The 26,616-nt window shown below is 70.2% G+C and carries 29 protein-coding genes and 1 pseudogene; 23 read left to right on the top strand and 7 right to left on the bottom strand.

Annotated features, from left to right (window positions below; translation table 11 throughout):
• The 4 genes and pseudogenes from B2Y21_RS00975 to B2Y21_RS00960 all read right to left on the bottom strand — a co-directional run.
• Positions 1-333, bottom strand: a pseudogene (locus B2Y21_RS00975) (hypothetical protein); the annotation flags it as partial.
• Positions 334-413: 80 nt separating this feature from the next.
• Entirely contained in the window at positions 414-1,442 is a 1,029-nt protein-coding gene (locus B2Y21_RS00970) for an ABC transporter substrate-binding protein (protein WP_292056083.1), read from the bottom strand.
• Positions 1,443-2,110: 668 nt separating this feature from the next.
• Positions 2,111-3,658 (bottom strand): S10 family peptidase, encoded by a 1,548-nt coding sequence (locus B2Y21_RS00965; RefSeq protein WP_292056081.1) that lies wholly within the window; start codon positions 3,656-3,658, stop codon positions 2,111-2,113.
• Positions 3,659-3,845: 187 nt separating this feature from the next.
• Complete coding sequence (locus B2Y21_RS00960) at positions 3,846-5,663, bottom strand: ABC-F family ATP-binding cassette domain-containing protein (RefSeq protein WP_292056079.1); 1,818 nt, start codon at positions 5,661-5,663, stop codon at positions 3,846-3,848.
• Positions 5,664-5,760: 97 nt separating this feature from the next.
• On the opposite strand from B2Y21_RS00960, the gene B2Y21_RS00955 reads away from it, so the two are divergent.
• The 10 genes from B2Y21_RS00955 to B2Y21_RS00910 all read left to right on the top strand — a co-directional run bounded on the left by B2Y21_RS00955 (position 5,761) and on the right by B2Y21_RS00910 (position 14,156).
• Positions 5,761-6,354 carry a hypothetical protein gene (locus B2Y21_RS00955; protein ID WP_292056077.1) on the top strand — a complete coding sequence of 198 codons (594 nt, stop codon included), beginning with the start codon at positions 5,761-5,763 and terminating at the stop codon, positions 6,352-6,354.
• A gap of 47 nt (positions 6,355-6,401) precedes the next feature.
• The gene (locus B2Y21_RS00950; protein WP_200168844.1) at positions 6,402-6,992 is read left to right on the top strand and encodes a TetR/AcrR family transcriptional regulator; all 591 of its coding nucleotides are present in this window, start codon (positions 6,402-6,404) and stop codon (positions 6,990-6,992) included.
• The gene (locus B2Y21_RS00945; RefSeq protein WP_292056073.1) at positions 6,989-7,327 is read left to right on the top strand and encodes a DMT family transporter; all 339 of its coding nucleotides are present in this window, start codon (positions 6,989-6,991) and stop codon (positions 7,325-7,327) included. Before B2Y21_RS00950 ends, B2Y21_RS00945 begins: the two co-directional genes overlap by 4 nt.
• A gap of 42 nt (positions 7,328-7,369) precedes the next feature.
• A complete protein-coding gene (locus tag B2Y21_RS00940; RefSeq protein ID WP_292056070.1) occupies positions 7,370-7,849 on the top strand; it encodes a YcgN family cysteine cluster protein in 480 nt (159 codons plus the stop codon).
• A gap of 32 nt (positions 7,850-7,881) precedes the next feature.
• Positions 7,882-10,293 (top strand): PAS domain-containing protein, encoded by a 2,412-nt coding sequence (locus tag B2Y21_RS00935; protein WP_292056068.1) that lies wholly within the window; start codon positions 7,882-7,884, stop codon positions 10,291-10,293.
• A 121-nt stretch (positions 10,294-10,414) separates the two neighbouring features.
• Complete coding sequence (locus B2Y21_RS00930) at positions 10,415-10,870, top strand: hypothetical protein (RefSeq protein ID WP_292056066.1); 456 nt, start codon at positions 10,415-10,417, stop codon at positions 10,868-10,870.
• Positions 10,770-12,014, top strand: coding sequence for a DNA-packaging protein (locus B2Y21_RS00925; protein WP_292056064.1), 1,245 nt, complete (start codon positions 10,770-10,772; stop codon positions 12,012-12,014). Before B2Y21_RS00930 ends, B2Y21_RS00925 begins: the two co-directional genes overlap by 101 nt.
• A gap of 160 nt (positions 12,015-12,174) precedes the next feature.
• Complete coding sequence (locus tag B2Y21_RS00920; RefSeq protein WP_292056062.1) at positions 12,175-13,353, top strand: phage portal protein; 1,179 nt, start codon at positions 12,175-12,177, stop codon at positions 13,351-13,353.
• Between the two features lie 8 nt (positions 13,354-13,361).
• Entirely contained in the window at positions 13,362-13,577 is a 216-nt protein-coding gene (locus tag B2Y21_RS00915; RefSeq protein WP_234288076.1) for a hypothetical protein, read from the top strand.
• A gap of 144 nt (positions 13,578-13,721) precedes the next feature.
• On the top strand, positions 13,722-14,156 hold the full coding sequence (locus B2Y21_RS00910; RefSeq protein ID WP_292056060.1) for an HK97 family phage prohead protease: 435 nt from the start codon (positions 13,722-13,724) through the stop codon (positions 14,154-14,156).
• 4 nt (positions 14,157-14,160) lie between these two features.
• Here B2Y21_RS00910 and B2Y21_RS00905 read toward each other — a convergent pair whose 3' ends face one another.
• The gene (locus B2Y21_RS00905) at positions 14,161-14,691 is read right to left on the bottom strand and encodes a shikimate kinase (protein WP_292056057.1); all 531 of its coding nucleotides are present in this window, start codon (positions 14,689-14,691) and stop codon (positions 14,161-14,163) included.
• Between the two features lie 3 nt (positions 14,692-14,694).
• Positions 14,695-15,126 carry a hypothetical protein gene (locus tag B2Y21_RS00900; RefSeq protein WP_125901766.1) on the bottom strand — a complete coding sequence of 144 codons (432 nt, stop codon included), beginning with the start codon at positions 15,124-15,126 and terminating at the stop codon, positions 14,695-14,697.
• Positions 15,127-15,253: 127 nt separating this feature from the next.
• Here B2Y21_RS00900 and B2Y21_RS00895 point away from each other — a divergent pair, with 127 nt between their 5' ends.
• The 8 genes from B2Y21_RS00895 (at position 15,254) to B2Y21_RS00860 (ending at position 19,416) form a co-directional block, all read left to right on the top strand.
• The gene (locus B2Y21_RS00895; RefSeq protein WP_292056052.1) at positions 15,254-16,480 is read left to right on the top strand and encodes a phage major capsid protein; all 1,227 of its coding nucleotides are present in this window, start codon (positions 15,254-15,256) and stop codon (positions 16,478-16,480) included.
• Positions 16,481-16,695: 215 nt separating this feature from the next.
• On the top strand, positions 16,696-16,962 hold the full coding sequence (locus B2Y21_RS00890) for a head-tail connector protein (protein ID WP_292056050.1): 267 nt from the start codon (positions 16,696-16,698) through the stop codon (positions 16,960-16,962).
• A complete protein-coding gene (locus tag B2Y21_RS00885) occupies positions 16,959-17,276 on the top strand; it encodes a phage head completion protein (RefSeq protein ID WP_292056048.1) in 318 nt (105 codons plus the stop codon). The genes B2Y21_RS00890 and B2Y21_RS00885 overlap by 4 nt, the downstream gene beginning before the upstream one ends.
• Positions 17,273-17,680, top strand: a complete 408-nt coding sequence (locus B2Y21_RS00880; RefSeq protein WP_292056046.1) for a DUF3168 domain-containing protein — start codon at positions 17,273-17,275, stop codon at positions 17,678-17,680. The genes B2Y21_RS00885 and B2Y21_RS00880 overlap by 4 nt, the downstream gene beginning before the upstream one ends.
• Positions 17,681-17,871: 191 nt before the next feature.
• Positions 17,872-18,282, top strand: coding sequence for a phage major tail protein, TP901-1 family (locus B2Y21_RS00875; protein ID WP_292056045.1), 411 nt, complete (start codon positions 17,872-17,874; stop codon positions 18,280-18,282).
• 144 nt (positions 18,283-18,426) lie between these two features.
• Positions 18,427-18,717 (top strand): GTA-gp10 family protein, encoded by a 291-nt coding sequence (locus B2Y21_RS00870; protein ID WP_292056044.1) that lies wholly within the window; start codon positions 18,427-18,429, stop codon positions 18,715-18,717.
• Positions 18,714-18,890: a phage tail assembly chaperone gene (locus tag B2Y21_RS00865; RefSeq protein ID WP_292056042.1), complete on the top strand. Its 177-nt coding sequence runs from the start codon at positions 18,714-18,716 to the stop codon at positions 18,888-18,890. The genes B2Y21_RS00870 and B2Y21_RS00865 overlap by 4 nt, the downstream gene beginning before the upstream one ends.
• Complete coding sequence (locus B2Y21_RS00860) at positions 18,883-19,416, top strand: phage tail tape measure protein (protein ID WP_292056040.1); 534 nt, start codon at positions 18,883-18,885, stop codon at positions 19,414-19,416. Before B2Y21_RS00865 ends, B2Y21_RS00860 begins: the two co-directional genes overlap by 8 nt.
• A 64-nt stretch (positions 19,417-19,480) precedes the next feature.
• Here the strand turns inward: B2Y21_RS00860 and B2Y21_RS00855 are convergent, their stop codons facing one another.
• Positions 19,481-20,182, bottom strand: a complete 702-nt coding sequence (locus B2Y21_RS00855; protein WP_292056038.1) for a DUF805 domain-containing protein — start codon at positions 20,180-20,182, stop codon at positions 19,481-19,483.
• Between the two features lie 163 nt (positions 20,183-20,345).
• On the opposite strand from B2Y21_RS00855, the gene B2Y21_RS00850 reads away from it, so the two are divergent.
• From B2Y21_RS00850 to B2Y21_RS00830, 5 genes are all read left to right on the top strand, one after another.
• Positions 20,346-20,957, top strand: a complete 612-nt coding sequence (locus B2Y21_RS00850; RefSeq protein WP_292056037.1) for a DUF2460 domain-containing protein — start codon at positions 20,346-20,348, stop codon at positions 20,955-20,957.
• 3 nt (positions 20,958-20,960) lie between these two features.
• Positions 20,961-21,614: a DUF2163 domain-containing protein gene (locus tag B2Y21_RS00845; RefSeq protein ID WP_292056036.1), complete on the top strand. Its 654-nt coding sequence runs from the start codon at positions 20,961-20,963 to the stop codon at positions 21,612-21,614.
• A 182-nt stretch (positions 21,615-21,796) separates the two neighbouring features.
• Positions 21,797-22,216, top strand: coding sequence for an NlpC/P60 family protein (locus B2Y21_RS00840; protein WP_292056035.1), 420 nt, complete (start codon positions 21,797-21,799; stop codon positions 22,214-22,216).
• Positions 22,217-22,228: 12 nt separating this feature from the next.
• A complete protein-coding gene (locus tag B2Y21_RS00835; RefSeq protein ID WP_292056034.1) occupies positions 22,229-25,921 on the top strand; it encodes a baseplate multidomain protein megatron in 3,693 nt (1,230 codons plus the stop codon).
• Between the two features lie 333 nt (positions 25,922-26,254).
• A partial coding sequence (locus tag B2Y21_RS00830; protein WP_292056033.1) for a DnaJ domain-containing protein occupies positions 26,255-26,616 on the top strand: 362 nt, incomplete at its 3' end.

Genomic DNA, 26,616 nt, shown 5'->3' with positions numbered 1-26,616 from the left:
GTGGTAGAGGGTTGTATTGTGGAGGCGGAGGGGGGCATAGGGGATATGGGGGTGGCTGGGGTTCAGAGGTGGGGTCTTCCGGTGTGGCGGCGCGAGGTGGGCCGCGTCCTGCGGCGGGGGGAAGCCGGCGGCGGGGGCGGCCGGATAGGCGGGGGCCGTCTGGTTAGACGGATGGGCCTGGGCGCGGCCCGGCCAGGACAGCTGGCGATCATAGGCGGCGGGCGGATAGGGCGCCTGAGCCTGCGGCGGGGCCCACGGCGCGGCCTGGGCCAGGGCGGCTGTCGAGGCGCCGAGCGCGGGCAGAAGAGCGGCTATGGTCAGGATGCGCGGCACCGGCGCCTCGTGCAAGGTGAAGACGTTCAGCCGGACACCCTAGGCGGCGCGGCTTAATCCTCGCCTAACGCCGGGCGCTCTTAGCCGCGCGAGGGCAGATACTGGCTGGTGAAGGCCTCGCGCCAGTCGGGGACGACGGAATAGGCGTCCTGGGTTTGCTCGGCGAAGGCCTGCCAGCGTTCGGGCGTCATGGCTCCCAGGCCGTAGAGGGCCGCGTCGCCGCCGTCGACCATGGCCTGGGCGCGCAGCGAGGCGCGGGCGGCGTCGAGCACGCGCTGGGGCAGGTCGGGGTGGGCGCGGCGGATCAGGGCGTCGCCCTTGGCCCCGTCGCCGTGGACATAGTCGCGCCAGCCCTCGACCGAGGCGGCGATGAAGTCGCGCAGGGCCTGGGCGTTGTCGCGGGCGAAGGCGTTGGGCGCCAGCACCAGGCCGGAATAGGAGGGGTAGCCGTCCTCGGCCGGGGTCAGGACCAGAGGCTGGAAGCCGACCTCGCGTGCGATCAGGCTGGGCGCGCCGTCGGTCAGGCGGGCGATCAGCACGCTTTGGCGATCCTCGCGGAAGGCCTTCAGATTGTCCTCGGGGGCGCCGGTCTGCGCCTGGTCGGACGTCAGGTCGAAGCGGGCGCGCAGCCAGGTCCAGAAGCCGGTCTGGTCGCCGGGCTCCATCAGGATGCGGCGGCCGCGCAGGACGGTCAGATCCTCCAGCTCCTGGCCGGGATGGGCCAGCAGGACGACGGGATCTTTCTGCAGGAAGGCGGCCACGGCCTTGACCGGCGCCCGGTCGGCGATCAGCCGCAGGGGCAGGAAGCTGTCGCGGCCGACGGCCAGTTCGACCGCGCTGGCGGCCAGCAGGGCGGGGATGTCGGCGCCCGACGGTCCGGCCAGAATCTCGACGTTGAGGCCGCGCCGCTCATAGGCCCCGGTCGCGACGGCCTGGTAGAAACCGCCGTGCAGGGCGCCCGTCGGACCGCCTGCGGCCACCCGCAGGCGCACCCGGCCGGATTCGTCGGTCTGGGCCGGGGTTCGGCTGCACGCGGACAGGGCGCCCAGGGCGGTCAGGCCGAGGGCGCCGGCCATCAGGCCGCGTCGGTGCAGGCGGGCGCGAGTCATCACGTCTAGGGTGTAGGGGGGCGGGCCGCGCTTGGAAAGGCGGCGAGGCGTCGCCGGGCGGGATTTCAGCCCGGAAATCATGCGCCGAAATTGAGCGAGGGGACGTAACCCTTTGAGCCAGACCGTCGCCGGTCGGATCGCGGATCGCGTCCCCTCGCCAAGTCCGGGTTGGACTTGGCCGCTATCGGGTCGGAAGTCGGTCTTTAGCGTCGGCGGGCGGACCCGGCGTCGTTCGACTGTCGTTCCATCGGCCCCTGGTCTTCGGCGTTCCACAAGGCGAACCTCGCGCCGTCCGTCGATCCCGGCCTGGTTCTCCGTGATCCCGGCGCCGAGGCGCTAGAGGATCGGGAGCCTGGGCCCTGCTTCGGTGTTTCCGCGTCCTCCGAAGAGGCTTGGAACCCTGGGTCAGAGAGCCGGACCGGTCCGCTTGATCTCCGGGTCTCCCCGGATTTCCGCGCCGCCGTGTCCCTCGGCCTGTTGACGTTCCCGCGAAATCCGTTATTGGGCAAGCGCCCAAATCGGAGCGTCTGTGCGGAATCGACCCGGACGCGGTGGGCAAGTCTGTGGATATCTGTGGGCGGACGAAATTCGCGGAAGCGGATCAGCGTCTTGCGTTGTCCACAGGAAAGCGACCGCCACCCGCTCGCAGGAGCGGATGGCGGCGATCATCAGCGATTGCGGATGAAGGTGCGGATGTCGGTCGACAGCTTCTTCAAGTCGTCCTCGCGCACGTACATCATGTGGCCCGAGTGGTAGTAGTGCCACTCGATGCGGCCGTCGGTCGGGAAGCCCGGACGGTTCAGCGAGTATTCGGCGCCGAAGAAGGGCGTGGCGAAGTCGTAGTAGCCCTGGCCCACCCAGACGCGCAGGCCGCTGTTTTCACGCAGGGCGCGGCCGATGTAGGGGGCCACGTTCAGATATTCCGCGCCGCCGCGCCCGGCGGTCGGCAGGTTCCAGTCCCAGTTCCGGGTGCCGCCGATCGAGGAGTAGACCACGTCGGGCGAATACTTCAGGCCTTCGCGCGCCCAGGCGTTCATGGCGGCGGTATAGGCGCCGTCGATGCCGTAGAAGCTGGGGTCGTTGTCCGGGCGGTCGCCGGCGTTGTCGTAGTCGACGCCGGTGTAGCGGGCGTCCAGACGGCCGATGGTCAGGCCGCGATCCCGCAGCAGCTCCTTGTAGAAGCGGCCGGGCGACAGGCGCAGGTTGGCGTTGCTCAGGTAGGTCTGCGAGATGCCAGTGTAGCGCGACAGCTGCTGCAGGATCGTGGCGCGTTCGTCGGCGGGCAGGGCGTTGCCCTTCAGCAGGGCCGAGGCGTAGGGGCCGATGGCCCAGGCGCGGGCCTCGGCGACGAATTCCTCGACCGTGGCGGGCTTGTTCGGCACCTTGTCGTGATACCAGGCGGCGGCCGCCATCGAGGGCAGGGTGGTGACGAAGCCCAGTTCATTGCCCTGAGCGTCGGCGGCCAGGCTGAAGTCGAGGATCGACGAGATCAGCAGGATGCCGTTGATCGATACGTCGGTGTAACTGCCTTCCAACTCGTTGATCACCGCCGCCGAACGGGTGGTGCCGTAGCTCTCGCCGCCGATGAATTTCGGCGCGTTCCAGCGGCCATGCTCGTTCAGCCACAGGCGGATGAACTCGGCGATCGACTTGGCGTCCTTGGTCACGCCCCAGTAGTCGGCCGGGTCGGTCTTGCCTAGGGCGCGGCTGAAGCCGGTGCCGATCGGGTCGATGAAGACGATGTCGGTGACGTCCAGCAGGGAGTCGACGTTGTCGATGATGGGGAAGGGCGCAGCGCCGTCGTCACGCGCGTCCGACGGCACGACCACGCGCTTGGGCCCGAAGGCGCCCATGTGCAGCCACAGGGAGCCGGAGCCAGGGCCGCCGTTCCACAGGAAGGTGACGGGGCGGTTCGGGTCCATCGGGCCTTCCTTGATGTAGCTGTAGGAGACCATGGCCGCGAGCGGCTTGCCTTCCTTGTCCTTCAGATAGGTTTCGCCGGCGATGGCGCGGTAGGCGATGCGCTGGCCGCCGAAGACGCCGGTGTGGCGGGTCTCGGACATGACGGGCGGCGGGATGGCGGCTTCGGTGCGGTTCGCGGCGGCGGCGACATCGACGCGCGGCGCGCCCTGAGGCCCGCTCTGGCCTCCGCTTTGCGCCATGGCCGGCCCGGCCAGGGCCAGCGCCGAAGCGGCGACGACAAGCAGTCTCTTCATGGATAAACCCCCAGTTTGTCTACGCGGCTCCCCCTCGAGAGCCGGGCGCGCGAACGACGCCGCCCAGCGTGGAATGAGGCGGCAAGCGGGGGCGAATGTAAACCGTGGCTTCCGCCCTTATCGCGGAAGGGTTGGCCGGATACGGAGGGATTTGACGAAGAATGTGCGGCGAGGCGCCGCGCGTTCGTCAGCTCGCCAGGGCGGCCTTCTTTTCTTCCAGCTCCAGCCAGTCCAGCTCGGCGGCCTCCAGCTCGGCGCGGGCCTTTTCGGCGGCCTTCATGGCGCGGTCGAAGGCGGCCGGGTCGCGCGCATAGAGGTCGGGATCGGCCAGGACGGCGTCCTGTCGGGCGATCTCGACCGGCAGGGTTTCCATCAGCTTTTCGACTTCTTCGAGACGGCGGGCGTCCTTGTAGGAGAGCTTGGCCTGCTTCTTGGGGGCGCGGTCGGAAGGCTCGGCCTTCTCGACCCGACGCGCCCCGGAGGGAGCGGCCTCGGCGTGGGTCGGGGGCGGGGCGAGGAAGCCGGGGTTCTGACGCAGGAAGTCCTGCCAGCCGCCGGGGGTTTCGACCACATCGCCGCGGCCGTTCAGGGCGATGGTCGAGGTGGCCAGGCGGTCGACGAAATCACGGTCGTGCGACACCAGGATCAGGGTGCCGTCGTAGGATTCGAGCAGCTCCTCCAGCTTTTCCAGCGTGTCCATGTCGAGGTCGTTGGTCGGCTCGTCGAGGATCAGCAGATTGGCGGGTTGGGCCAGGGCGCGCGCCAGCAGCAGGCGGTTGCGCTCGCCGCCCGACAGGGTGGAGATGGGCTGCTTCAGCTGGGCTTCCTGGAACAGGAAGTCCTTGGCGTAAGCGGCGACGTGCATGGAGCGGCCGCGCACCAGGATGGAGTCGCCGCCGCCCGGCGTCAGGGCGTCCCACAGGGTCATGTCCGACTTCAGCCCCTCGCGCGACTGGTCGAGGTAGAGGGGTTCGAGGTTGGCGCCCATGCGGACGGTTCCCTCGTCCGGGGCCAGTTCGCCCAGCAGCACCTTGACCAGGGTGGTCTTGCCCGCGCCGTTGGGGCCGACGATGGCCAGCCGGTCGCCGCGGATGATGCGGGTGGTCAGGTTCCTGAAGATGGTCCGGTCGCCGAACGCCTTGCTGACGCTCTTGATGTCGGCGACCAGCTTGCCCGAGACGGCGCCGGAATCGACGCCGAGGTTCAGTTCGCGCGGCAGATCCTTGACCCGTTCGGCGCGGTCCAGACGCATCTGCTGCAGGGCGCGGGCGCGGCCCTCGTTGCGGGTGCGCTGGGCGGTGATGGAGCGGTAGAAGGTGTAGGTCTCGGCCTCGATGCGCTTGGTCAGACGGCGCAGGGATTCGGCCTCTTCGTCCATGACCTTGGCGGCCCAGTCGTCGAACTCGACGAAGCCCTTGTTGAGGGTGCGGACCTTGCGGCCTTCCAGCCAGTGGACGGTGTCGGTGACGCGGTTCAGGAAGGCGCGGTCGTGGCTGACCACCAGCAGGGCGAAACGGGCCTGGATCAGCTCGTTCTCCAGCAGTTCGATGGCCAGGATGTCGAGGTGGTTGGTCGGCTCGTCCAGCAGCAGCAGGTCGGGCTCTTCGGCGAAGGCCTTGGCGAGGGCGGCGCGGCGAATCTCGCCGCCGGACAGGCCCTGCGTGGACTTGGCCGGGTTGAGGCCGAAGGTCTCCAGCCAGCTTTCGGCGGTCCAGCGTTCGGCCTCGCCCGAGGCGGCGTAGTCGGCCAGGGTCTCGCCGGTGATGACCGGCTCCTGCGGGACATAGGCGAAGCGGGTGCCGGCCTGGACAGAGCGGTCGCCCGAGTCCGGCTCGATCAGGCCCATGACCACCTTCATCAGAGTGGACTTGCCCGCCCCGTTGCGGCCGACCAGGGCGGCGCGGCTGCGCGGCTCCATCGCCATGTCGACGCCGTCGAACAGCGGGCGGGGACCGTCCTGAAGGCGGACGTCTTTGAGAGCGACAAGGGGGGGTCTGGCGGCCATGGGGGCGCATATAGCGACTGACCGTCGCTTCGGCCATCGGCGTTGACGCTTCCCTGGCGGCGGGCTGTAGTCGCGGGCGACGACGACGGAGGGTGGAATGGATCTGAGCGCCTCGGCAAGAGACGGTCGCGCCGCGAAGAAGGGACCGGGTCGGGGCTGGTACGCCTTGGCGGCGCTGCCTATGATCTGCGGGTTCGCGGCCATGGGCGCGGTGCTGTTCACGCAACTGTCGAAGCTGGACGACGGGCTGGAGCAGATCGTCGTGCCGGGCGCGCGCGAACTGCGGCTGGAGCAGGGCCGGCACACGGTCTTTCTGGAATATCGCAGCGTCGTCGACGGCCGGGTCTATGCGGTCGATCAAGTTCCCGGTCTGGCCGTCCATGTCGAGGCGGCGGACGGCGCGCCGGTGGCCGTGAGCGCGCCCATGGGAAGCTCCACCTATACGCTGGGCGGGCGTCAGGGCGAGGCGATCAACGTGTTCCGCGTCGAACGAGCCGGAACCTACAGGATCTCGGCCGACTATGACGGGCAGGTCGGGCCGCAGACGGTGATCGCCGTGGGGCAGGGCTTCATGGGGCAGTTGTTCTCCACGGTCTTCATGGGGCTGGGCGCCGTCTTCCTGGGCATGATCCTGACGGTGGCGACAGTGGTCGGGGTCTATCTGGCGCGGCGGAGAGCGAGACAGGCCTGAGCGAGTCTTGGCTTGACGCATACCGTCCAGTTGGTATGTAAAGCGTCATGGACACGCAGACCATCCGCCGCACGCCCGAAGACACCCGTCGCCAAATCATAGAAATGGCCATCGAGATCGCCGCCGACCAGGGAGCGATGGCGGTGACGCTGGATGCGGTCGTGGCGCGTCTGCCGTTCAGCAAGGGCGCCTTGCTGCACCACTTCCCCAATAAGCTGGCTTTGCTCGAAGGGGTGATCGACTACCTGGCGATCGAGATGACGACGACGGTTCTGGCGGAGGCGGCGCGCGACCCCAACCCTTATGGCCGCAACGCGCGGGCCTATCTGCGGGCGATCGTCAACGGGCCAGCGACCGAACGCGACGTCAGCATCGGTCGGGCGGCCCTGGCCGCCTGCGCCATAGAGCCCAGCCTAATCCCGCGTTGGCGTGCGGCGATGAAGACCCTGGCCGCCGATGACCCGGAAGACCTGGCAGGCAAGGACGACGCCCTGATGCTGCGACTGATCGCCGACGGCCTGTGGATGACCGATCTGTTCGGCACACATGAGGTGTCGCCGGAGCAGAGGAAGGCTCTTCTTTCGCTGCTGACGCCGGGCAGCCTGTTGACGGACGCCTATGGCGAGGCCGCTGAATGAACCCGACGACCTGGCTGGCCCTGCTGGGCGCGATCAGCTTCGAGGTGATGGGGACGACCCTGTTGCAGCAGTCGCAGCAGTTCACCAAGCCCTGGCCGACGGCGGGGCTGGCGGTGTGTTACGGCGTCGCCTTCTACCTACTGACCCTGGCGCTGAAGCAGATGCCGGTGGGGCTGGCCTACGCCATCTGGAGCGGGTTGGGGGTGGTGCTGATCTCGGTGATCGGCCTGTTCCTGTTCAAGCAGAAGCTGGACGTTCCGGCGATCATCGGCCTGGCGCTGATCATCGGCGGGGTGGTGGTGATCAACGTCTTCTCCAAGAGCGTGACTCACTGAAAGCCGCGACAGACGGGGATTTGGGGCGTATAGGGCGCGCCCATGAATTCCTCGTCGCCCAAGCCTTTCTGGGAAACCAAGACCCTGGCGGAGATGACTCCGACCGAGTGGGAGAGCCTGTGCGACGGTTGCGGCCTGTGCTGCGTCATCCGGTTTGAGGACGAGGACACGGGCCAGATCATTCCGACGCACGTCCATTGCAAGCTGTTCGACCCGGACCGCTGCACCTGTACCGACTACGCCCAGCGCCAGGCCGAGGTGCCGGACTGCGTGCAGCTGACGCCGGACAACATCGAGCGGCTGAAGTGGATGCCGCTGTCGTGCGCCTATCGCCGGCTGGATGAAGGGCGGACGCTGGCCTGGTGGCATCCGCTGGTGTCGGGCGATCCGGAGACGGTGCACACGGCCGGGGTGTCGGTGCGGCGCCAGACGATTTCGGAACTGGCGTTGAAGGAGCCGGAGGACGCGCTGGACTTCGAAGCGCCGGAATGGATGGGCGAACGGGGCGTCGCTAACGAATAATTCGTTGGAGGCGGGCCAGGGTGGGGGCGAAAATGGCTATTGTCGCGACACAATCGAAATCTGCGGCGGGCGGGCGTGACGCCTTCGATCGGCTGACGGCGATCGCTTGCGCGGCGTTCAGCGCGCCCCACGCCATGATCACCGTGCTGGACGAGGAACGGGCCGTCTTCCTGTCCGGCGTAGGCCTGGACGAGACCAGCATCCCGCGCATGAGCAGCGTCAGCCATACCCTGGCGGGCATGGGCGTCGACGCCGTGGTGGTGGTCGAGGACGCGCTGGAGCATCCGGTTTATCGCGATCACCCCATGGTGGTCGGCGAGCCGCGCGTGCGCTTCTTCCTGGGGGCCACGGTGCGCGGGGCCGACGGCCGCGCGGCGGGCGCCATCGGGGTGATGGACGTCAAGCCGCGTCCGGCGCCGACCGAGACGGAGCTGCGGCTGATCCGCGAGCTGGCCGGGCTGGCGGGCGAACTGATGGAGCACGCCGAGGCCATGCGCCAGGAGGCGGCGCGCCTGGAGACGCTGCGGCTGGCCGAGGACATGGTCGGGGTCGGGCGCTGGCGCTATGAGGTCGTGACCGGGGCCGTGACCTGGTCGGACGAGATCTACCGTATCCATGCGATCGCGCCGGGCGCCTTCTCGCCCACGCTGGAGGACGTGTTCAGCCACTATCACGAAGACGACCGCGCGGAGATCCAGCGCCTGGTCGAGCGGGCGCTGAAGACGGGCGAGGGCTATACCTTCAAGCTGAGGCTGGTCGGGGCTGACGGCGTCGAGCGCGTCGTGGCGGCCGAGGGCGCCACCGAGAAGGACGCCACCGGCCGGGTGATCGCCATGTTCGGCGTCATGCAGGATGTGACCGAGCGCGAGGGCCTGCTGCGGGCGGCCCAGACCAATGAACGTCGCTATCGCCTGCTGGCCGAGAACACCGGCGACGTCATCACGCGGGTCAAGATGGACGGGTCGAGCAAATACATCTCGCCGGCGATCCAGCAGCTTCTGGGCTGGACCTTTGAAGAGATGACGGGGCAGTCGACCGACTATGTCCACCCCGAGGACCGGCACCTGGTGCTGGGCGCCATCGGCAAGGCGGTGAAGAGCGGCGAGCCTACCCGGCTGGAGCACCGGGCGGTGCACAAGAACGGCGAGACCGTCTGGGTCGAATGCACCTTCAAGGCGCTGAGAGACGAGCACGGCCATGTCGACGACGTGGTGGTGGTGATCCGCGACATGACCCAGCGCAAGGCGCTGGAGGCCGAGGTGCTGGAAGCCAAGGAGACCGCCGAGGCGGCGGTTCAGGCCAAGAGCGAATTCCTGGCCAACATGAGCCATGAACTGCGGACGCCGTTGACCAGCGTGATCGGCTTCTCCGGCCTGTTGCAGGGATCGGAGCATCTGCCGCCGGAAGAGCGCATCTATGTCGAGCGCATCGCCACGGCGTCGGAGGCCCTGCTGGGCGTCATCAACGACATCCTCGACTATTCCAAGCTGGAAGCCGACGCGATCGAGATGGACCCCGAGCCGTTCGACACGCGGGCCCTGGTGGACGGCGCCGCCGCCATCGTCGAGAGCCAGTGCTCGCTCAAGGGGCTGATCCTGCGCGTGGTGGTGGCCGCCGATACGCCCGCGCGCCTGACCGGCGACAAGGGGCGTCTGCGCCAGGTGATGCTGAACTTTCTGTCCAATGCGGTGAAGTTCACGGCGCGGGGCGAGGTGACGCTGACGCTGGACGGGCGGTTCGACGACAACGGTCTGTGGCGGATGCGTGCGGCGGTCAGCGACACCGGCATCGGCATTCCGGCCGAAAAGGTCGATGAGCTGTTCCATCGCTTCACCCAGGCCGACGCCTCGACGACGCGGGTCTATGGCGGGACGGGGCTGGGTCTGGCGATTTCACGCCGTCTGGTCGAGCTGATGGACGGGCGGATCGGGGTGGACAGCACGCCGGGGCAGGGCTCGACCTTCTGGTTCGAGGCGCCGTTGGCCGTGGCCGAGGCCGAGGATGAAACGGTCGAGACGCGCCAGGGACAGGCGGCGGTTCCGGCGATCCGCGGCCGGGTGCTGATGGCCGACGACGCGGCCGCCAATCGCGAACTGGTCAGCGCCATCCTGAGGAATCTGGGGCTGGAGGTCGAGGCCGTGGCCGACGGGGCCGAGGCGGTTCACGCCGTGCATTCGGGCGCCTATGACCTGGTGCTGATGGACGTGCACATGCCGGTCATGGACGGGCTGAGGGCCACGCGCGAGATCCGCCGGATGCAGGCGGGCACGGGGCGCCGGACGCCGATCCTTGCCCTGACCGCCAACGTCCAGGCTGAGCAGGTGACGCGCTGCCTGGAGGCGGGCATGGACGGACACCTGGCCAAGCCGATCCAGATCGCCGAACTGGCCGCCGCCTTGACGCGGTGGCTGACGGGCGACGGGCCGGCCGCGATGGCGGGATAGGCGAAGGCCATCTCGTCCCGGCTATCGCAGCCGGGCGCGCCGATCCCTGTAAATTCCCGGCTTTGCGACGTTCTGGAGGCTGGTTGTCAGCCTGAGGACGCTGGTCCGCTATGGTTCGGTCATGGCGGGAAAAGGGGACGAGGCGGAGCGGGCGGCGACGGTCGCGCAGTGGCTGGATGGGGCGCTGGGGCGGCTGATGCAGCTGACCGATGAAGCGATCGCCGTGGTGGCCGCCGCGGAGCCTCCGGCTGATGTGGCCGAGGCCGAGAAGCGGGGGCGCGCCATCGGCGTGCTGGCCCGCACGGCCAAGGCGGTGGCGGCGCTGGCGGCCTCGCCCCCTCGAAAGCCTCGCGACCCTGAAGAGGACGGAATGAGCGAAGACGATCGTGACATCACCGATGACGAAGAACGGGTCGTGCGGGCAGAGCTGCAGTCTCGTCTCGATCATCTTCTCGGGGTCGCAGAGCGCAAGGGATTTGGCGCAGCAGCGGCTGGAACAGGCGACGCGCGGGGAGCTGCTGCGACTGCTGAAGGCGACGCCGAGGCTGAACGACGATCAGGTCTGGCCGCCGCCTGATACGGATTGGCGCACCTGGGTGCTGCTGGGCGGGCGCGGGTCGGGCAAGACCTTCGCGGGCGGGTTCTGGATGAATGAACTGGCCAAGGCGAAGGATCGCACCTTCGCCTTGGTGGGTCCGGCGCTGCACGACGTGCGCGAGGTGATGGTCGAGGGGCCGTCGGGGCTGAAGGCGCAGGCGCCGGGCGACAACCGGCCGCGCTGGGAGGCGGGGCGGCGCAGGCTGGTCTGGCCCTCGGGCGCGGCGGCCTATGCGTTTTCGGCGGAAGACCCGGACAGCCTGCGCGGGCCGCAGTTTCATGCGGCCTGGGCGGATGAGTTCTGCGCCTGGAGGAATATCGAGGCGACGCTGTCGAACCTGAGGTTCGGCTTGCGGCTGGGGGCCGATCCCAAGCTGGCGATCACCACGACGCCGCGTCCGATCCCGGCGCTGCGGCGGCTGCTGGCCGAGCCGGGGGTGGTGAAGGCGCGGCTGGCGACCAAGGACAATGCGGCCCATCTGGCGCCGGGGTTTCTGGGGCATCTGCAGGCGCTCTACGCCGGGACGCGGCTGGAGGCGCAGGAGATGGAGGGACTGGTGGTCGAGGCCGACGGCGCCCTGTTCCGCGCCGAGGATCTGGCGCGGGCGCGGGGCAACCGGCCTGCGCGGTTCGAGCGGGTGGTGGTGGCGGTCGATCCGCCGGCCAGCGCGCACGGCGACGCCTGCGGGATCGTGGCGGCGGGGCGCAAAGACAGGACGGGCTATGTGCTGGCGGATCGCTCGGCGCGGGGGCTGTCGCCTGCGGGCTGGGCGCGGCGCGTGGCCGAGACGGCGCGGGAGTTCGGCGCCGACCTAGTGCTGGCCGAGGCCAATCAGGGCGGGGAGATGGTGCGCACCCTGCTGGGGCAGGCGGACTGTCCGGCGCAGGTGAGGCTGGTCCACGCCAGCCGGAGCAAGAAGGCGCGGGCGGAGCCGGTGGCGGCGCTCTACGAGCAGGGGCGGGTGGTCCACTGCGGCGCGTTTCCGGCGCTGGAGGAAGAGATGATGGCGCTGGGGAGCGAGACGCCGGGGAGCCAGAGCCCGGATCGGGCGGATGCGCTGGTCTGGGCGCTGACGCACCTGCTGCTGGCCGGGAAGACGCAGCCGAGGTTGCGGGCGCTTTAGCGGGTTTCCTTCTCCCCTTGAGGGAGAAGGTGGACGGCGAAGCCGGACGGATGAGGGGTGCGAGGAAGCAGGCTGGAGGCTTCCAGGCGGACCTCGCGTCGACACCCCTCATCCGGCCCTGACGGGCCACCTTCTCCCACAAGGGGAGAAGGGTTTGGACATGGAGAACCATATGGATTGGCGACGACCCTTCGGTCGGCGGCGCGTTGCTGCGCCCGAAATCAAGGATAGCCGTACCGGGCCGCTGATCGCCCTGACTTCGGCTGGCCGTCCCCGGTGGACGCCGCGCGACTACGCCCATCTGGCGGACGAAGGGTTCGGCAAGAACGCCGTGGCCTATCGCTGCGTGCGGATGATCGCGGAGGCGGCGGCCTCGACGCCGCTGATGGTGATGGTCGGGGGCGTGCGGAGCGCGGAGCATCCGCTGGCGCGGCTGATCGACAAGCCCAATCCCGAGCAGTCGGGCGGGGAGTTGATGGAGGCGCTGTACGGCGCGCTGCAGACGGCGGGCAACGCCTATGTCGAGGCGACCGGCGACGCCGACGGGGACGGGGCGCCGGACGAGCTGTGGGCGCTGAGGCCGGATCGGGTGAAGGTGGTTCCGGGACGGGCGGGCTGGCCGGAAGCCTATGAGTATGCGGTCGGCGGGCGCGCGGTGCGGATCGGGCGGCATGGCGACGGCTGGTCGCCGGTCATGCACCTGAAGCTGTTTCATCCGACGGACGATCATTACGGGTTTTCACCGCTGGAGGCGGCGGCCTTCGCCATCGACGTGCACAATGCGTCGGGGGCCTGGAACAAGGCGCTGCTGGACAATGCGGCGCGGCCGTCGGGGGCGCTGGTCTATGGCGCCAAGGACGGGGAGCGGCTGACGGCGGATCAGTTCGAGGCGCTGAAGGCGGAGCTGGGCGAGGCCCATGCCGGGGCGCGCAACGCCGGGCGGCCGTTGTTGCTGGAAGGCGGGTTGGACTGGAAGCCGATGAGCCTGACGCCGCACGACATGGACTTCATCGCCGGCAAGCACGCGGCGGCGCGGGAGATCGCCCTGGCGTTCGGCGTGCCGCCGCAGCTGCTGGGGATTCCCGGGGATGCGACCTACGCCAACTATCGCGAGGCGAACGCGGCCTTCTGGCGCGGGACAGTGATCCCGCTGGTGCGGAAGGCGGCGGGGGCGATGACGGGCTGGCTGGGGAGCCGCTTCGTCGATTGTCGGATCGAGCCGGATCTGGATGCGGTTCCGGCCCTGCAGGTCGAACGGGATGCGCTGTGGGCGCGGCTGAATGCGGCGAGCTTCCTGACCGAGGATGAGCGGCGCCGGATGGCCGGGGTGGAGGCGTGATGGAGGCGATGAAGAAGATGCCCGTCGCCCTGATCGCGGCCTTGCTGGTGCAGACTATCGGGGGCCTGGTTTGGGCAGGCGGGGCGGCGGCGCGGATCGCGACGCTGGAGCAGCGCGTGGGCGAGCAGAGGCTGGTCGCCGAGCGATTGGCGCGGCTGGAGGCGCAGGGCGAAGCGACGCGCGCGGCCGTTGAGCGGATCGAGCGGCGGCTGGAGGAGAAATGATGGCGGCTGGAATTCTCCCTCCCCTTCATGGGGAGGGTGTCGGCGCAGCCGACGGGTGGGGAGGGCGCGGCGATGCAGGCTCGGCGTTTGAATAGTCTGGCCGGCCCCACCCGTCTTCGCCCTGCGGGCTCAGCCACCCTCCCCATGAAGGGGAGGGAGAAAGGGGCGCTCGCTATCCAAGGCTACGCCTCGCTGTGGGGCGTTGCGGACCTGAACGGGGATGTGACGGCGCGCGGGGTGTTTGCGGACAGTCTGGCCAAGACCGGCGCGAGCGGGGTGCGGATGCTGCATCAGCATGAGAGCCGCGCGGTGGTCGGCGCCTGGGACCGGATGGTGGAGGACGAGCGCGGCCTGTGGGTCGAGGGGCGGATCGAGGACTGGTCCGCCGAGGCCCGCTATGCGGCCGCCCTGACGCGGGCCGGGGCGCTGGACGGGCTGTCGATCGGCTTTCGGGCGATGAAGGCGCGGCGCGAGGGGCGCTTAAGGGTGCTGAGCGCGGCCGAGCTGTGGGAGGTGTCGCTGGTGACGTTTCCGATGCTGCCGGGGGCGCGGTTCGGGGTGCGGCGGCCGGGCGCCTGACGGCCTATCGTTGGGCCAGATGGGCGGCGATGCGCTCGGCGGCCTGGGGCGGTGAGCAGGCCTCGGTGTCGATGGTCAGGTCGGCGGGCGGCATGGCGGCCAGACTGGCGTCGAACTCGGCGCGGAGGCGGCGCAGCAGATCGACCGACTGGAGCTTGCCGAAGGCGGCGCGGCTGGGCTGGACGATCCGGCGTTCCTGTTCCTCGGGCGAGACGGCCAGGGCGATGAAGGTGACGACGCCGCCGAACGGTTCGACGGCCGCCTGGACGCGCGCGGGGAAACCGGGGTCCACCGTGGCCTCGGGCGCGAAGGTGAAGATGAGCGAGCGCCCGGCGCGGGCCGCCTCGGCGAAGGTCTGGAGCCAGAAGGCTTCGCGCAAGCGGATGAAGGGCTCGGAGCCGAAGTCGAACACGGCGCCGACGGCGTCGACGACGAAGTGGTTGTGGAACAGCGGCAGGCCGGTCAGGCGCGCCAGTTCGCGGCCGACGGTCAGCTTGCCCGCGCCGACGGGGCCGTAGAGGAAGACGATCCGCATGGCTCAGAGCTTGGGCGAGGCGAGGGGGCGATCGTCGCGGCGGCCGTGCAGTTCGGGCGTTTCCTGGTCGTAGCCGCGCATGGCGATGGCGCAGGTTTCGGCCGTCTGGCGGGCGGCGACGGCGGGCGTCCGGCCTCGGTCGTAGGCCGCGCGGAGGGCGCGTCGTTCGGCCTGATCGGCGGCCGGGGCGTGGCGGCGGAGATGGGCCGAGAAAGCCTGATCGCCGGCGCCGTCGCGATTGAGGTGCTCGCAGGCGCCGAGGGTCTCGAACATCCGCAGATTGATCGAGGTGTAGGCCGAAAGGCGGCCCCGGTCCGGCGAGACGCGCGGCGCTTCTGACGGCGAGGCGGCGGAGAGGCGTTGAGCCGAAGCGTCATGCGCCGTGCATGACATGAGCCCAGCTGCAGACACGGCGGCGACGGCGATCTTGAACATTGATCCATCCCTTGATCCGAGGACGGCGTAGCACGGTTCCCCGGATGCACGAAGGATCGCACCCGTTCCGGGCCTGGCCCGGTTGACGGCGCGCCGCAGGACGGTCGCGCATTTTTCTGGAGAGACCATGAAAGAGACCAAGACCGTCTCGGGCACGCCCGAGGCGCGCGCCGCCATGCATGAGATGATGGCCGCGTTCGAGGCGTTCAAAGGGGCCAACGACGCCCGTCTGGACGAGATCGAAAAGAAGGCTTCCGCCGATGCGTTGCTGGAGGAGAAGGTGGCGCGCATCGATCAGGCCGTGGCCAGCGCGCAGGCGCGCATGGACCGTGCGCTGAGCGAGAGCCGCCGTCCGATGTTGGGGGCCGAGCCGCCCGCCGTGGTCGCGGCGCCGGAGGCCAAGGCGGCGTGGGACGGCTATATGAAGTCGGGTCAGGCGCACGGGCTGGAGCTGAAGGCGGGGCTGTCGTCGGCGTCGAACTCGGCGGGTTATGTCGTGCCGCCGGAGACGGAGCGCGCGATCGAGCGGCGCCTGATGGCCGGGTCGCCGATGCGCGAGATCGCCACGGTGCGCACGGTCGGCTCGGGCGTGTTCAGGAAGCCGGTGTCGACGGCGGGCGTGCAGGCGGGCTGGGTGGCCGAGACGGCGGCGCGCCCGGAGACGGATCCGGCGACGCTGGCGCTGCTGGAGTTCTCCTCGGCGGATCTCTACGCCTGTCCGGCGGCGACGCAGAGCCTGCTGGACGACGCCCTGATCGACCTGGACGAATGGCTGGCGGCCGAGGTCGAGGACGCCTTCGCGGCGCAGGAGACGGCGGCCTTCGTCAGCGGCGACGGGGTCAACAAGCCCAAGGGCTTCCTGGCCTATGCGACGGCGACCGAGGGGACGCAGACCTGGGGCCAGATCGGCACGGTGGCTTCAGGCGCGGCGGGCGCCTTCGCCAGCGCCAGCCCGGTCGATAAGCTGATCGACCTGATCTATGCGCCCAAGGCCCAGTATCGGCCGAACGGGCGTTTCGTGATGAACCGACGCACGGTTTCGGCGGTGAGGAAGTTCAAGGACGCGGACGGGAACTATGTCTGGTCGCCGGCGACGCGGCCGGGCGAGACGGCCAGTCTGCTGGGCTATCCGGTCACCGAGATCGAGACCATGCCGGATGTGGCGGCCAACAGTCTGTCGATCGCGTTCGGGGACTTTGCGCGCGGCTATCTGATCGTGGATCGCGCGGGGGTGCGGGTGCTGCGCGATCCCTATTCGGCCAAGCCCTATGTGCTGTTCTACACGACCAAGCGTGTCGGCGGCGGGGTGCAGAACTTCGACGCGATCAAGCTGATGAAGTTCGCGGCTTCGTAAGAAACGCTGAAGCTGGGCCCTCTCCCGGCGGGAGAGGGCTTGAGCCTCGGAGAGCCGAAGGCGATCCGCAAGGTGAAAGGGTGAGGGGCTGACGGTTCAGTCGGCGTGAGCCGCTGCGCGACGGCTGACGCCGACGGCGGCCGGGAACCCTCATCCGGCCCTTCGGGCCACCTTCTCCCATCGGGAGAAGGACATAGAAAACACTGGAGATTTGAATGAGCGCACCCGTGAGCCTCACGGAGGCGAAGCTGTTCCTGCGCGTCGAGCATGAGGCGGAGGATGCGCTGATCCAGACGCTGATCGACGCCGCCCGCGCGCGGGTGGAGGGGGAGGCGGGCTTGAGCCTGACATCGACCTCTGCGGCGCCGCTGAGGCTGGCGGTGATGATGCTGGTGATGCGCGCCTATGAGCGCGGCGACGGCGAGATGAGCGCGGCGCCGGTCGAGGGGTGGATCGCCCCCTATCGCGTGGTGCGGCTGTGAGCGCGGGCGCGATGAAGGTGGTCGCCAGCCTGGTGCGGCCGGTGGCGGCGCAGACGCCCTATGGCGGGCAGGTGGTCAGCTATGAGCCGGTCGGGTCGCTGTGGCTGGCGCTGGGGGCGCGCAGACGGCGCGAGCGGACGGAAGCAGGCGTGACGCGCGGCGTGGAGACGCTGAGCGCCACCGTGCGGGCCGATCCGAGGCTGGAGGAAGGGCTGGTCGTGCGCTTCGGCGGGGCGGACTGGGCTGTGGTCGGGATCGAGGCCGATCCGAAGGCGGCGGGCCGGGTGCGGCTGAACCTGGAGCGGGCGCGATGAAGGATCATGAAGGAGCGCTGGTGAAGGCGTTGATCGCGCATCTGGGCGGAGACGGGGTGCTGAAGGCGTTGTTGGGCGATCCGGTGCGGGTCTGGGATGAAGCTCCGTCCGGGGCGGGGTTTCCGCACCTACTGATCGGGCGGTGCGAGAGCCGGCCGCTGAACGCCGACGGCGGCGGGGTGGAGCAGCGGCTGACCTTGACCTGCGCCAGCCGGTTCAGGGGGCTGGAGGAGGCGCGGGCCGTGGCGGCTGCGGTGCGGGCGCGGGTCGCCGATGCGCCGTTGGAGGCGGATGGGGTGAAGGCGGTCAGCGTGGCGGTGACGTTTACGGACCTGTTCCGCAGCCCGGATCTGAAGCGGGCGTGGGCGGTGATGCGGCTGCGGGCGGTGACGGAAGAGGTTTAGCGCGGCGCCTCTCCCTCCCCTTCATGGGGAGGGTGGTCGCGATAGCGACCGGGTGGGGGCGGCGGGGCGATCAGGGTGCGGCGTGTGAATGGCCTGGCCCTCCCCACCCGGCCTCGCCTGCGGCTCGGCCACCCTCCCCATGAAGGGGAGGGAGAGGGACGCGCGGGTTCTGGAAAACGAAGCGAGGAAAGATGGCGGCGCAACGGGGCAAGGACATCCTGCTGAAGATCGAGGGCGCGGGCGGCGCCTTCACCACGGTGGCGGGGCTGAGGGCGAGGACGATCTCGCTGAACGCCAGGACGGTGGATGCGACCGACAGCGACAGCGCCGGGCGGTGGCGCGAACTGCTGGCGGGGGCGGGCGTGAAGTCGGCGGCGGTGTCGGGGCAGGGGATATTCCGCGATGCGGCGTCGGACGCCCTGATCCGCGAGGCCTTCTTTGAGCAGTCGGCGAAGACGTGGCGGCTGATCGTGCCGGATTTCGGCGTGCTGGAGGGGCCGTTTCTGGTCGCGGCGCTGGAATACGCCGGCGAGCATGAGGGTGAGGCCAGCTTTGCACTGAGCCTGGCCAGCGCGGGCGAAGTGACGTTCAGCGCGGTGTGAATGGCGGGTGGTCGCGATGGCGACCGGGTGGGGAGGGCCGGGTGATTGGGGCGCGGCGCTTGAATAGCCTTGCCGCCCCCACCCGGTTTCGCCCTGCCGGGCTCAACCACCCTCCCCGGGACGGGGAGGGAGAAAGAAGGCGCAATGATCAACGGCGTGCGGGGCGAGGTCGTGGCGAGGCTGGCGGGGGTGGAGCGAAAGTTGTGCCTGACGCTGGGGGCGCTGGCCGAGATCGAGACCGGGCTGGGCGTCGCCGGGATGGCGGCGCTGGCCGAGCGGATGAAGGCGCTGTCGGCGCGCGATCTGATGGTGGTGCTGACGGCGCTGTTGCGCGGCGGGGGCGAGGTTGCGCTGGCGGAGGGGCTGGCGAGCGCGCCGGTCGATCCGCGTGAGGCGGCGGAGGCGGTGGCGAAGGCCTTTGCGGCGGCGGCGTGAGGACTCCGTGGGGAGAGATGATGCAGGCGGCGGCGCGGTTGGGCGTGGGGCCGGAGGGCTTCTGGCGGCTGTCGCTCAAGGAGTGGCGGATGCTGACGGCGGGACCGGTTCAGGCGGCGCCGCTGGGACGGGGCGAACTGGAGCGGATGCAGGAGATGTGGCCGGATGACTGACAGTTTCAGGCCGGACGGGATCGACGCCGTGCCGGTGAAGGCGGCGGAGGCCGCAGCGGCGCTAGAGGCGCTGAAGGAGCCGGCGGAGCGGGCTGCGGCCTCGATCGAGGACGCCTTCGGGCGCGCGGGGGCCAGCCTCACGCGGTCGCTGACGCGGGCGGCGGCGGACGGAGAGGTGACGCTGGCCGAACTGGCGCGGGCGGTGCTGAACGCGGTCAATTCGGCGGCGGGCGCGCGCGGCGGGGGGCTGTCAGGGGCGATTGCTGCGGCGCTGGGCGGGCTCGGGGGGGGGCGGGCGGACGGCGGGCCGGTGCTGGGCGGCGGGGCCTATCTGGTCGGGGAGCGCGGGCCAGAGGTGTTTCGCCCGGCGAGTGCGGGGACGATCGAGCCGATGGGCGGTCACTCTGGTTCGGGGGGCGGGGTGACGGTGAACGTCACGGTGGACGGCGGAGCCGAGGGGTTGCTGCGCTCGGAGACGCAGATCGCCCGGATGCTGGCGCGGGCGGCGGCCCTGGGCGCGCGCTGAACAGGCGCTGCGCGCCGAGGATAGCGCAACAAAAAAGGGCGCTCCGGAGAGCGCCCTTCAGAACTTATTCGCCCTTGGGGTTGGGGCCGAACTTGTTGTCGCCCTTCTGGCTGTCGGTGATGCCGATCCAGAGCAGGAAGCCCAGGCCGACCAGCAGCATGATGCTGAGGCCGCCCATCATCGAGCCCAGCATGGACAGGGCCACGGCGGGGTCTTCGCTTTCGAGAGCTTGGGGATTGGTGATGATGGCCGTGCCGACGGCGCCGATGATCATGATGAAGCCGACGATGTTGGCGACCCAGGGGATGACGGCGAGCCAGCCCGACTTGCCCATGTCGTGCAGACGCTTCACCGTGATGGCCAGGTTCGGCCAGATCATGGCGATGGACAGCAGGGCGCCGAGGATCGGAATCCAGCCCAGCACCACGCCGGCGCCCAGCAGGATCAGCCAGCTGATCCAGAAGTGCTGGCGACGCAGGCGGCCGTTGAAGGACAGCATGGCCGTGGCGAAGTCATAGGCGCCGAGCGGGGCGCCGCCCGTCGAAGAGGCGGCGGCCTGACCGAAGGCGGCGGCCGGGGCCGTGGAGGCCAGGATCATGATCTGGGTCGCTTCCATGCCTTCCGGCACGAAGTCGACGCGGGCGCCGACGGCGACGGTTCCGCCAGCCTGGACGTCCGCGCGGGTGAAGCCGTAGCGGATGCTGTCGTCGCCGCTGATCAGGCCCGTGCCCGAAGTGTCGTCATAGCTGAGAATTTCGCCGCGCACGCGGATCTCCTGTTGTTGAACGGCTTCGCCGTGATGTGGCGAAAGCATGGCTGAGCCTGGCCGTTCGGACAACCCGAAGACTGACGCTCGGCGAAGTTTTTCGCGAAACGTTCGCAATCTGTCCCGCGCCGGGACGCAATCCACATCAAAGTAGCGAGGACGCATGGCCTTTCATGAGGTGCGCCTGCCCGCGCGGCTGGCGTTCGGCTCGACCGGCGGGGTCGAGCGGAGGACGGAGATCACGACGCTGGCCTCGGGGTTCGAGCGCCGCTCGACGCCCTGGGCGGACGGGCGCAGGCGCTATCTGATCGGGGCGGGGCTGCGGTCGCTGGACGACATGGCGGCGCTGACGGCGTTTTTCGAAGCGCGGCGCGGGCGGCTGCACGGGTTCCGGTTTCGCGACTTTGCGGACTTCAGGAGCGGGGCGCCGGGGGCGGCCGTGACGCCGCTGGATCAGGTGATCGGGACGGGGGACGGGCAGGCGCGCGTCTTTCAATTGAGCAAGGCTTACGGGGATCATCGACGCTTCATCGCCAAGCCGGTCGAGGGATCGGTGCGGGTGGCCGTGGCGGGCATGGAGACGGCGGCTTTCAACCTGGATGCGGTCACGGGACGGGTGACGTTGGCGACGGCGCCGCCCAAGGGCGCGGCGGTGACGGCGGGCTTCGCCTTCGACGTGCCGGTGCGGTTCGACGCGGACCGGATGGAGGTGACGCTGGAGAGTTTCGGCGCCGGGCGGATGGTCGCCATGCCGCTGATCGAGGTGCGGGTCTGAGCCATGCGGAATGTTCCGGACGAACTGGCCGCTCGTATCGAGAGCGGCGCGGCGACGCTGTGCCATGTCTGGCTGCTGAGGCGGGCGGACGGGCGGGCGATGGGCTTTACCGACCATGACCGCGATCTGGAGGTTGAGGGCGTGGCGTGCCGGGCGGCCAGCGGCTGGACCGGCGGGGCGGGCGATGGCGAGGTCGGGCTGGCGGCGGGGGCGCTGTCGGCGTCGGGCGGGCTGGATGATGCGGCGATCACCGAAGAGGACATAGCGGCGGGGCGGTATGACGCCGCCGAGGTCGAGCTGTGGCGCGTGGACTGGATGCGGCCGGACCTGAGGGTGCGGCTGTGGAAGGGGCGGCTGGCGCGGATTCGGCGCGAGAACGGGCGCTTTGTCGCCGATCTGGACGGGCCGATGGCGGCGCTGGAGCGGGTGGTTGGGCGGTCCTATGGCCGGGGCTGCGACGCGGTGCTGGGCGATGGGCATTGCGGGCTGGATGCGGCGGCGGTCGCCGGGCGCAGTTGCGACAAGCGGTGGGCGACCTGCACGGGGGTGTTCGGGAATGGGGTCAATTTCCAGGGCTTTCCGGACATTCCGGGCGAGGACTTCCTGACGGCGCGGCCGGTGGCGGGACGCAATGACGGGCGGAGCCGCAGGCGATGAGAGGCGGGGCGCAGGAATTCTCCCTCCCCATTTTGGGGAGGGTGGCTGAGGCGGAGCCGAAGCCGGGTGGGGGCGGCGCCTCTATTCAGGCGCTGGCGCCGGATCGTCTGGCCCTCCCCACCCGGTCGCTCCGCGACCACCCTCCCCATGAAGGGGAGGGAGAGGCGTGGCGCGGGCGGGTCGTGGCGGCGGCGCGGGGGTGGCTGGGGACGCCCTATCGGCATCAGGCCAGCGTGAGGGGCGAGGGGGCGGACTGTCTGGGTCTGGTGCGCGGGGTGTGGCGCGAGGTGGTCGGCGGGGAGCCGGAGGCGCCGCCGCCCTATCGACCCGACTGGGCCGAGGTCGGGGGCGAGGAGACGCTGTGGGCGGCGGCGCGGCGGCGGCTGGTGGAGATCGCGCCGGAGCAGGCGGGGCTGGGCGATGTGCTGCTGTTCCGCATGGCGGCGGGCTGTCCGGCCAAGCATTGCGCGGTCTTGAGCGCGGTCGAGGGGCCGGAGCGGCGAATGATCCACGCCTATTGGGGGCGGTCGGTGGTCGAGAGCTGGATGGGGGCGTGGTGGCGCAGGCGCTTGGTCGCGGCGTTTCGCTGGCCGAATTTCTAAGAAGGAGCAGGCATGGCGCAGGTCGTTCTGGGCGGCATCGGGTCGGCGCTGGGCGGACCGATCGGGGGCTTTATCGGCGGGGTTCTGGGGCGGGCGACGGATAGCTGGCTGATCGCCGGCCTGTCGCCCGCGCGGCAGGTCGGGCCGAGGCTGGAGGGGCTGAAGCTGCAATCCTCGGCCGAGGGGGCGCCGATGGCCTGTGTCTTCGGAAGGGCGCGGGTGGTCGGGCAGGTGATCTGGGCCGCGCGCTTTCTGGAGAGGAAGGAGAAGCGGTCGGGCGGCAAGGGCGGCCAGAAGACGGTCGACTACGCCTATTCGCTGAGCTTCGCCGTGGCCCTATGCGAGGGGCCGATCGACGGGATCGGGCGGGTGTGGGCGGACGGGCAGCCGATGGATATGGCGGGCGTGACGATGCGGCTGCATCGCGGGACCGAGGGTCAGACTCCCGACCCGCTGATCGAGGCGGTGGAGGGGCGGGCGCCCGCCTATCGCGGCACGGCCTATGTGGTGTTCGAGGATCTGCCGCTGGACGCCTATGGCGACCGGCCGCCGCAGCTGGCGTTCGAGGTGTTCCGGCGGCCGCAGGGGGCGGCGCCGCAACTGGAGGACCGGCTGGAGGGCGTTTGCCTGATCCCCGGCGCGGGGGAGTTCTGCCTGGCGACCGAGCCGGTGATGCGGCGCGAAGGGCTGGCGAAATCCACGCCGGAGAACGTGCATCTGACGGCGGGTCAGACGGATCTGGAGGCTTCGCTGGATCAGCTGATGGCGCAGGCGCCGAGGTTGAAGCGGGTCAGTCTGGTGGTCGGCTGGTTCGGCGATGATTTGCGGATGGGCCATTGCCGCATCCGGCCGGGGGTGGAGCGGCGGGACAAGCCGACACAACCGCTGGTCTGGGGCGTGGCGGGGATGACGCGCGCGGACGCGCATCTGATCAGCCGGGTCGACGATGGAGAAGGCGGTGAAGGGCCGGCCTATGGCGGCACGCCGTCGGACCAGAGCGTGCGTCAGGCGATCCGGGCGCTGAAGGCGCGCGGGCTGGAGGTGACGCTGTATCCCTTCGTCTTCATGGACTGCCCCGGCTATCCGTGGCGGGGGCGGATCACGGGGACGGACGGGGCGGGGGCGACGGCGGAGGTCGCGGCCCTGTTCGGGACGGCGGGCGGTTGGGGGCTGAGGCGGCTGGCGCTGCACTATGCCCGGATCGCGGCGGATGAGGGGGCGGACGGCCTGCTGATCGGCTCGGAGATGCGGGGGCTGACGGGGACGCGCGATGCGGACGGGGGCTTTCCGGCGGTGGCGCAGTTTCGGGCATTGGCGGCGGAATGCCGGGCGGTGGTCGGGTCGCGGGTCAAGCTGAGCTACGCCGCAGATTGGTCGGAGTATTTCGGCTGGCAGAGGGACGGAGAGGTTCGGTTTCATCTCGATCCGCTGTGGACGGACCCGAACATCGATTACGTCGGCATCGACTGGTATCCGCCGATGGGCGACTGGCGCGGGGGCGCCGGCGGGCGGGACGCCGAAGATTTCAAGGGGCCGTCGGACCCGGCCTATCTGGCGGCGCAGGTTGCGGGCGGCGAGGGGTATGACTGGTTCTACGCCAGCGCGGCGGATCGGGCGGCGCAGCGGCGCACGCCGATCGAGGACGGCGCTCACGGCGAGGACTGGATCTGGCGCTACAAGGATCTGAAGGGCTGGTGGTCGAACCGCCATCATGAGCGCGTGGGCGGGGTGCGGCAGGCGGCGCCGACGGCCTGGGTTCCGGGGATGAAGCCGATCCGGCTGACCGAGTTCGGCTGTGCGGCGGTGGATCGCGGGGGCAATGCGCCGAACCTGTTTCAGGATCCGAAGAGCAGCGAGAACGCCCTGCCGCCGCATTCTACGGGCGCCCGCGACGACCGGATGCAGCGGCGGCTGATCGAGGCGGTGCTGGGGCACTATGCGCAGCCGGTGAACAATCCGATCTCGGGCGTCTATGGCGGGCCGATGCTGCAGGGTGCGGATGTCTGGTGCTGGGACGTGCGGCCCTATCCGGCGTTTCCGGCGCTGGGCGAGGTGTGGGCCGACGCGGGCGCCTGGCGCACAGGGCACTGGCTGAACGGGCGGATGGGCGGCGATGCGCGCGGGCTGATCGAGGCCATTCTGAAGCGCGGCGGGCTGAACGAGACGGACTTCACGATCGGGGCGGTGGACGGCGGGGTGACGGGCTATGTCATCGACCGGCCGATGGCGACGAAGGATGCGCTGGCGCCGCTGGTGCAGGCGCTGGGGGCGACGACGGCCGAGCGGGATGGTCGGGTGGCCGTACTGGGCGAGACGGCGCGGGAGGTGACGCTGGATCAGGCGGCGCTGGCCCTGCCCGACAAGGGCGGGAGCGCGGCGGCGGATCGGCGGCTGACGCCTCGGCCCGGTGCGGCGCGGCTGCGGTTTATCGATGAGGCGGCGGACTATCAGCTGGGCGCGGTGACGGTGCGCGGCGACGGCGAGGGCGGGGGCGTGGATGCGGCCCTGCCCGCCGTGGTCGGGGTCGGGTTGGCGACGGCGGCGGCGAAGCGGCTGTTGGCGGGCGAGGCGGCCGAGCGACTGACGGTGAAGCTGGGGCCGCTGGAGGCGCTGAGGCTGGAGCCGGGGGATGTGACGGCGGTGGAGGGGCGTGCGGGCGACTGGCGCGTCGAGCGGCTGGACTGGGACGAGACGCCCAGCGCGACCTTGACCCCGATGGTCGAGGTGGTCGTTGTGGACGTGCCCGAGGATTGGCGCGGAGACGGCGGCGGGGCGGGAACGCCGGGGGCGCCGTTCCTGATGCTGTTGGACCTGCCGCCTCTGCCGGGCGAGGAGGCGGACGGGCGTCCTGTCGTCGTAGCGGCGGCGGAGCCGTGGACGCCGATGGCGCTGCATGGCGGGGCCTCGGTCGACAGTCTGACGCAGAGGGCGGTGGTGGAGACGCCCGCGACGGTGGGCACGCTGACGGCGCCGCTGCGGCCCGGCGTGGTCGGGCGCTGGGACGAGACGGGCGTGCTGAACGTGCGGATCGAGGGGCAGGCGCCGCAGAGCCGGGCGGCCGAGGCGGTGCTGTCGGGCGCCAATCTGCTGGCGGTGCGCAGTGCGGACGGGTGGGAGCTGGTTCAGTTCCGCCGGGCCGAACTGGTCGGCGGTGATGTGTGGCGGCTGAGCGGCCTGTTGCGCGGGCAGCAGGGGACAGAGGACGCGGCGGCGCGCGGGGCGGAAGCGCGGGCGCTGGTCGTGGTGCTGGAGCGCGGCATGGCGCGGGCTGAGGTGGATGCGGTTGAGCGCGGATTGCCGCGGATCTGGCGGGCTGGGCCTGTGGGGACGCCGCCGGGCGGGGCGGGGACGACGGAAGTCAGCTTTGTGTGGGGCAACCGGAATGCGGCGCCGTGGCGACCGGCGCATCTGAAGGCGAGGCCAGAGGGCGGCGGATGGCGGTTGAGCTGGTTGTCGCGCGTGCGTCTGAGCGGCGACGGCTGGGAGGGTGAGCCGGCCGAGGTCGATCCGAGACGCTTCCGGGTGCGGGTGCTGGATGGCGCCGCCGTGCGCCGGGTTTGGGAGGTCGAGGGGCTGGCGGCCGTCTATGGCGCGGTAGAGGTCGCGGCGGACTTTCCAGGCGGCGTTGGGGCGAGCGTCCGGGTTGCTGTGGCGCAGTGGGGCGAAGGGTATGGCTGGGGGACGGAGGCGGTGTCGGGGTTGTGAGATACAAGGCCCTCTCCTGTTGGGAGAGGGCTTGAGCCTCCAAGAGCGAAGCGATTGGCTAAGGCGAAAGGGTGAGGGTTCGCGGCTGAAGTCGGCCGCAGGCCGTGGCGCGACGGCTGACGCCGACTGAAAGGACAAGCCCCTCACCCTTTGGCTGCTCCGCGCCGCCCTTCGGGTCGCGCCAGAACGATCGCCTTCGGCTCTCGTGCACTCAAGCCCTCTCCCGCCGGGAGAGGGTGTTGCAACATGAGGAAACCATCCTCGCCCCTTTCGGCGGGCGGGCGCATGGCTTAACTGACGCTCTGGTCCGTATTGATCCGAGTGGAGCGAAAATTGGCTGGCGATCCCTATCAGGAACTGGGCGTTTCCAAGGGCGCGAGCGCGGACGAGATCAAGAAGGCGTTCCGCAAGCTGGCCAAGGAACTGCACCCCGACAAGAATCCCGGCGACAAGGCCGCCGAGGAACGGTTCAAACGCATCACCGCCGCCTTCGACCTGTTGGGCGACGCCGAGAAACGCGCCAAATATGATCGCGGCGAGATCGACGCCGACGGCCGCGAGCTGTGTCGCGGCTTCGGCGGCGGGGCGCAGGGCGGACGGCCGGGCGGCGGCGGTTTCGGGGGCTTCGGCTTCGGCGGGCGCGGCGAGGGCGGTCCCGGCGGCCGGGCCAGCTTCGACGACATAGATCTGGAAGA

Source organism: Brevundimonas sp. UBA5936, assembly GCA_002430835.1.
Taxonomy (GTDB): Bacteria; Pseudomonadota; Alphaproteobacteria; order Caulobacterales; family Caulobacteraceae; genus Brevundimonas.
Note: the sequence above shows the minus strand (reverse complement) of the source record. Positions and strands in the feature narration are given on the sequence as shown.

Excerpts from the sequence above, each read along its gene's own strand:
- B2Y21_RS00970 (WP_292056083.1), bottom strand. The coding sequence starts at position 1,442 with ATGACTCGCGCCCGCCTGCACCGACGCGGCCTGATGGCCGGCGCCCTC.
- B2Y21_RS00965 (WP_292056081.1), bottom strand. The coding sequence starts at position 3,658 with ATGAAGAGACTGCTTGTCGTCGCCGCTTCGGCGCTGGCCCTGGCCGGG.
- B2Y21_RS00960 (WP_292056079.1), bottom strand. The coding sequence starts at position 5,663 with ATGGCCGCCAGACCCCCCCTTGTCGCTCTCAAAGACGTCCGCCTTCAG.
- B2Y21_RS00955 (WP_292056077.1), top strand. The coding sequence starts at position 5,761 with ATGGATCTGAGCGCCTCGGCAAGAGACGGTCGCGCCGCGAAGAAGGGA.
- B2Y21_RS00950 (WP_200168844.1), top strand. The coding sequence starts at position 6,402 with ATGGACACGCAGACCATCCGCCGCACGCCCGAAGACACCCGTCGCCAA.
- B2Y21_RS00945 (WP_292056073.1), top strand. The coding sequence starts at position 6,989 with ATGAACCCGACGACCTGGCTGGCCCTGCTGGGCGCGATCAGCTTCGAG.
- B2Y21_RS00940 (WP_292056070.1), top strand. The coding sequence starts at position 7,370 with ATGAATTCCTCGTCGCCCAAGCCTTTCTGGGAAACCAAGACCCTGGCG.
- B2Y21_RS00935 (WP_292056068.1), top strand. The coding sequence starts at position 7,882 with ATGGCTATTGTCGCGACACAATCGAAATCTGCGGCGGGCGGGCGTGAC.
- B2Y21_RS00930 (WP_292056066.1), top strand. The coding sequence starts at position 10,415 with ATGGCGGGAAAAGGGGACGAGGCGGAGCGGGCGGCGACGGTCGCGCAG.
- B2Y21_RS00920 (WP_292056062.1), top strand. The coding sequence starts at position 12,175 with ATGGAGAACCATATGGATTGGCGACGACCCTTCGGTCGGCGGCGCGTT.
- B2Y21_RS00915 (WP_234288076.1), top strand. The coding sequence starts at position 13,362 with ATGAAGAAGATGCCCGTCGCCCTGATCGCGGCCTTGCTGGTGCAGACT.
- B2Y21_RS00910 (WP_292056060.1), top strand. The coding sequence starts at position 13,722 with ATGAAGGGGAGGGAGAAAGGGGCGCTCGCTATCCAAGGCTACGCCTCG.
- B2Y21_RS00905 (WP_292056057.1), bottom strand. The coding sequence starts at position 14,691 with ATGCGGATCGTCTTCCTCTACGGCCCCGTCGGCGCGGGCAAGCTGACC.
- B2Y21_RS00900 (WP_125901766.1), bottom strand. The coding sequence starts at position 15,126 with ATGTTCAAGATCGCCGTCGCCGCCGTGTCTGCAGCTGGGCTCATGTCA.
- B2Y21_RS00895 (WP_292056052.1), top strand. The coding sequence starts at position 15,254 with ATGAAAGAGACCAAGACCGTCTCGGGCACGCCCGAGGCGCGCGCCGCC.
- B2Y21_RS00890 (WP_292056050.1), top strand. The coding sequence starts at position 16,696 with ATGAGCGCACCCGTGAGCCTCACGGAGGCGAAGCTGTTCCTGCGCGTC.
- B2Y21_RS00880 (WP_292056046.1), top strand. The coding sequence starts at position 17,273 with ATGAAGGATCATGAAGGAGCGCTGGTGAAGGCGTTGATCGCGCATCTG.
- B2Y21_RS00875 (WP_292056045.1), top strand. The coding sequence starts at position 17,872 with ATGGCGGCGCAACGGGGCAAGGACATCCTGCTGAAGATCGAGGGCGCG.
- B2Y21_RS00870 (WP_292056044.1), top strand. The coding sequence starts at position 18,427 with ATGATCAACGGCGTGCGGGGCGAGGTCGTGGCGAGGCTGGCGGGGGTG.
- B2Y21_RS00860 (WP_292056040.1), top strand. The coding sequence starts at position 18,883 with ATGACTGACAGTTTCAGGCCGGACGGGATCGACGCCGTGCCGGTGAAG.
- B2Y21_RS00850 (WP_292056037.1), top strand. The coding sequence starts at position 20,346 with ATGGCCTTTCATGAGGTGCGCCTGCCCGCGCGGCTGGCGTTCGGCTCG.
- B2Y21_RS00845 (WP_292056036.1), top strand. The coding sequence starts at position 20,961 with ATGCGGAATGTTCCGGACGAACTGGCCGCTCGTATCGAGAGCGGCGCG.
- B2Y21_RS00835 (WP_292056034.1), top strand. The coding sequence starts at position 22,229 with ATGGCGCAGGTCGTTCTGGGCGGCATCGGGTCGGCGCTGGGCGGACCG.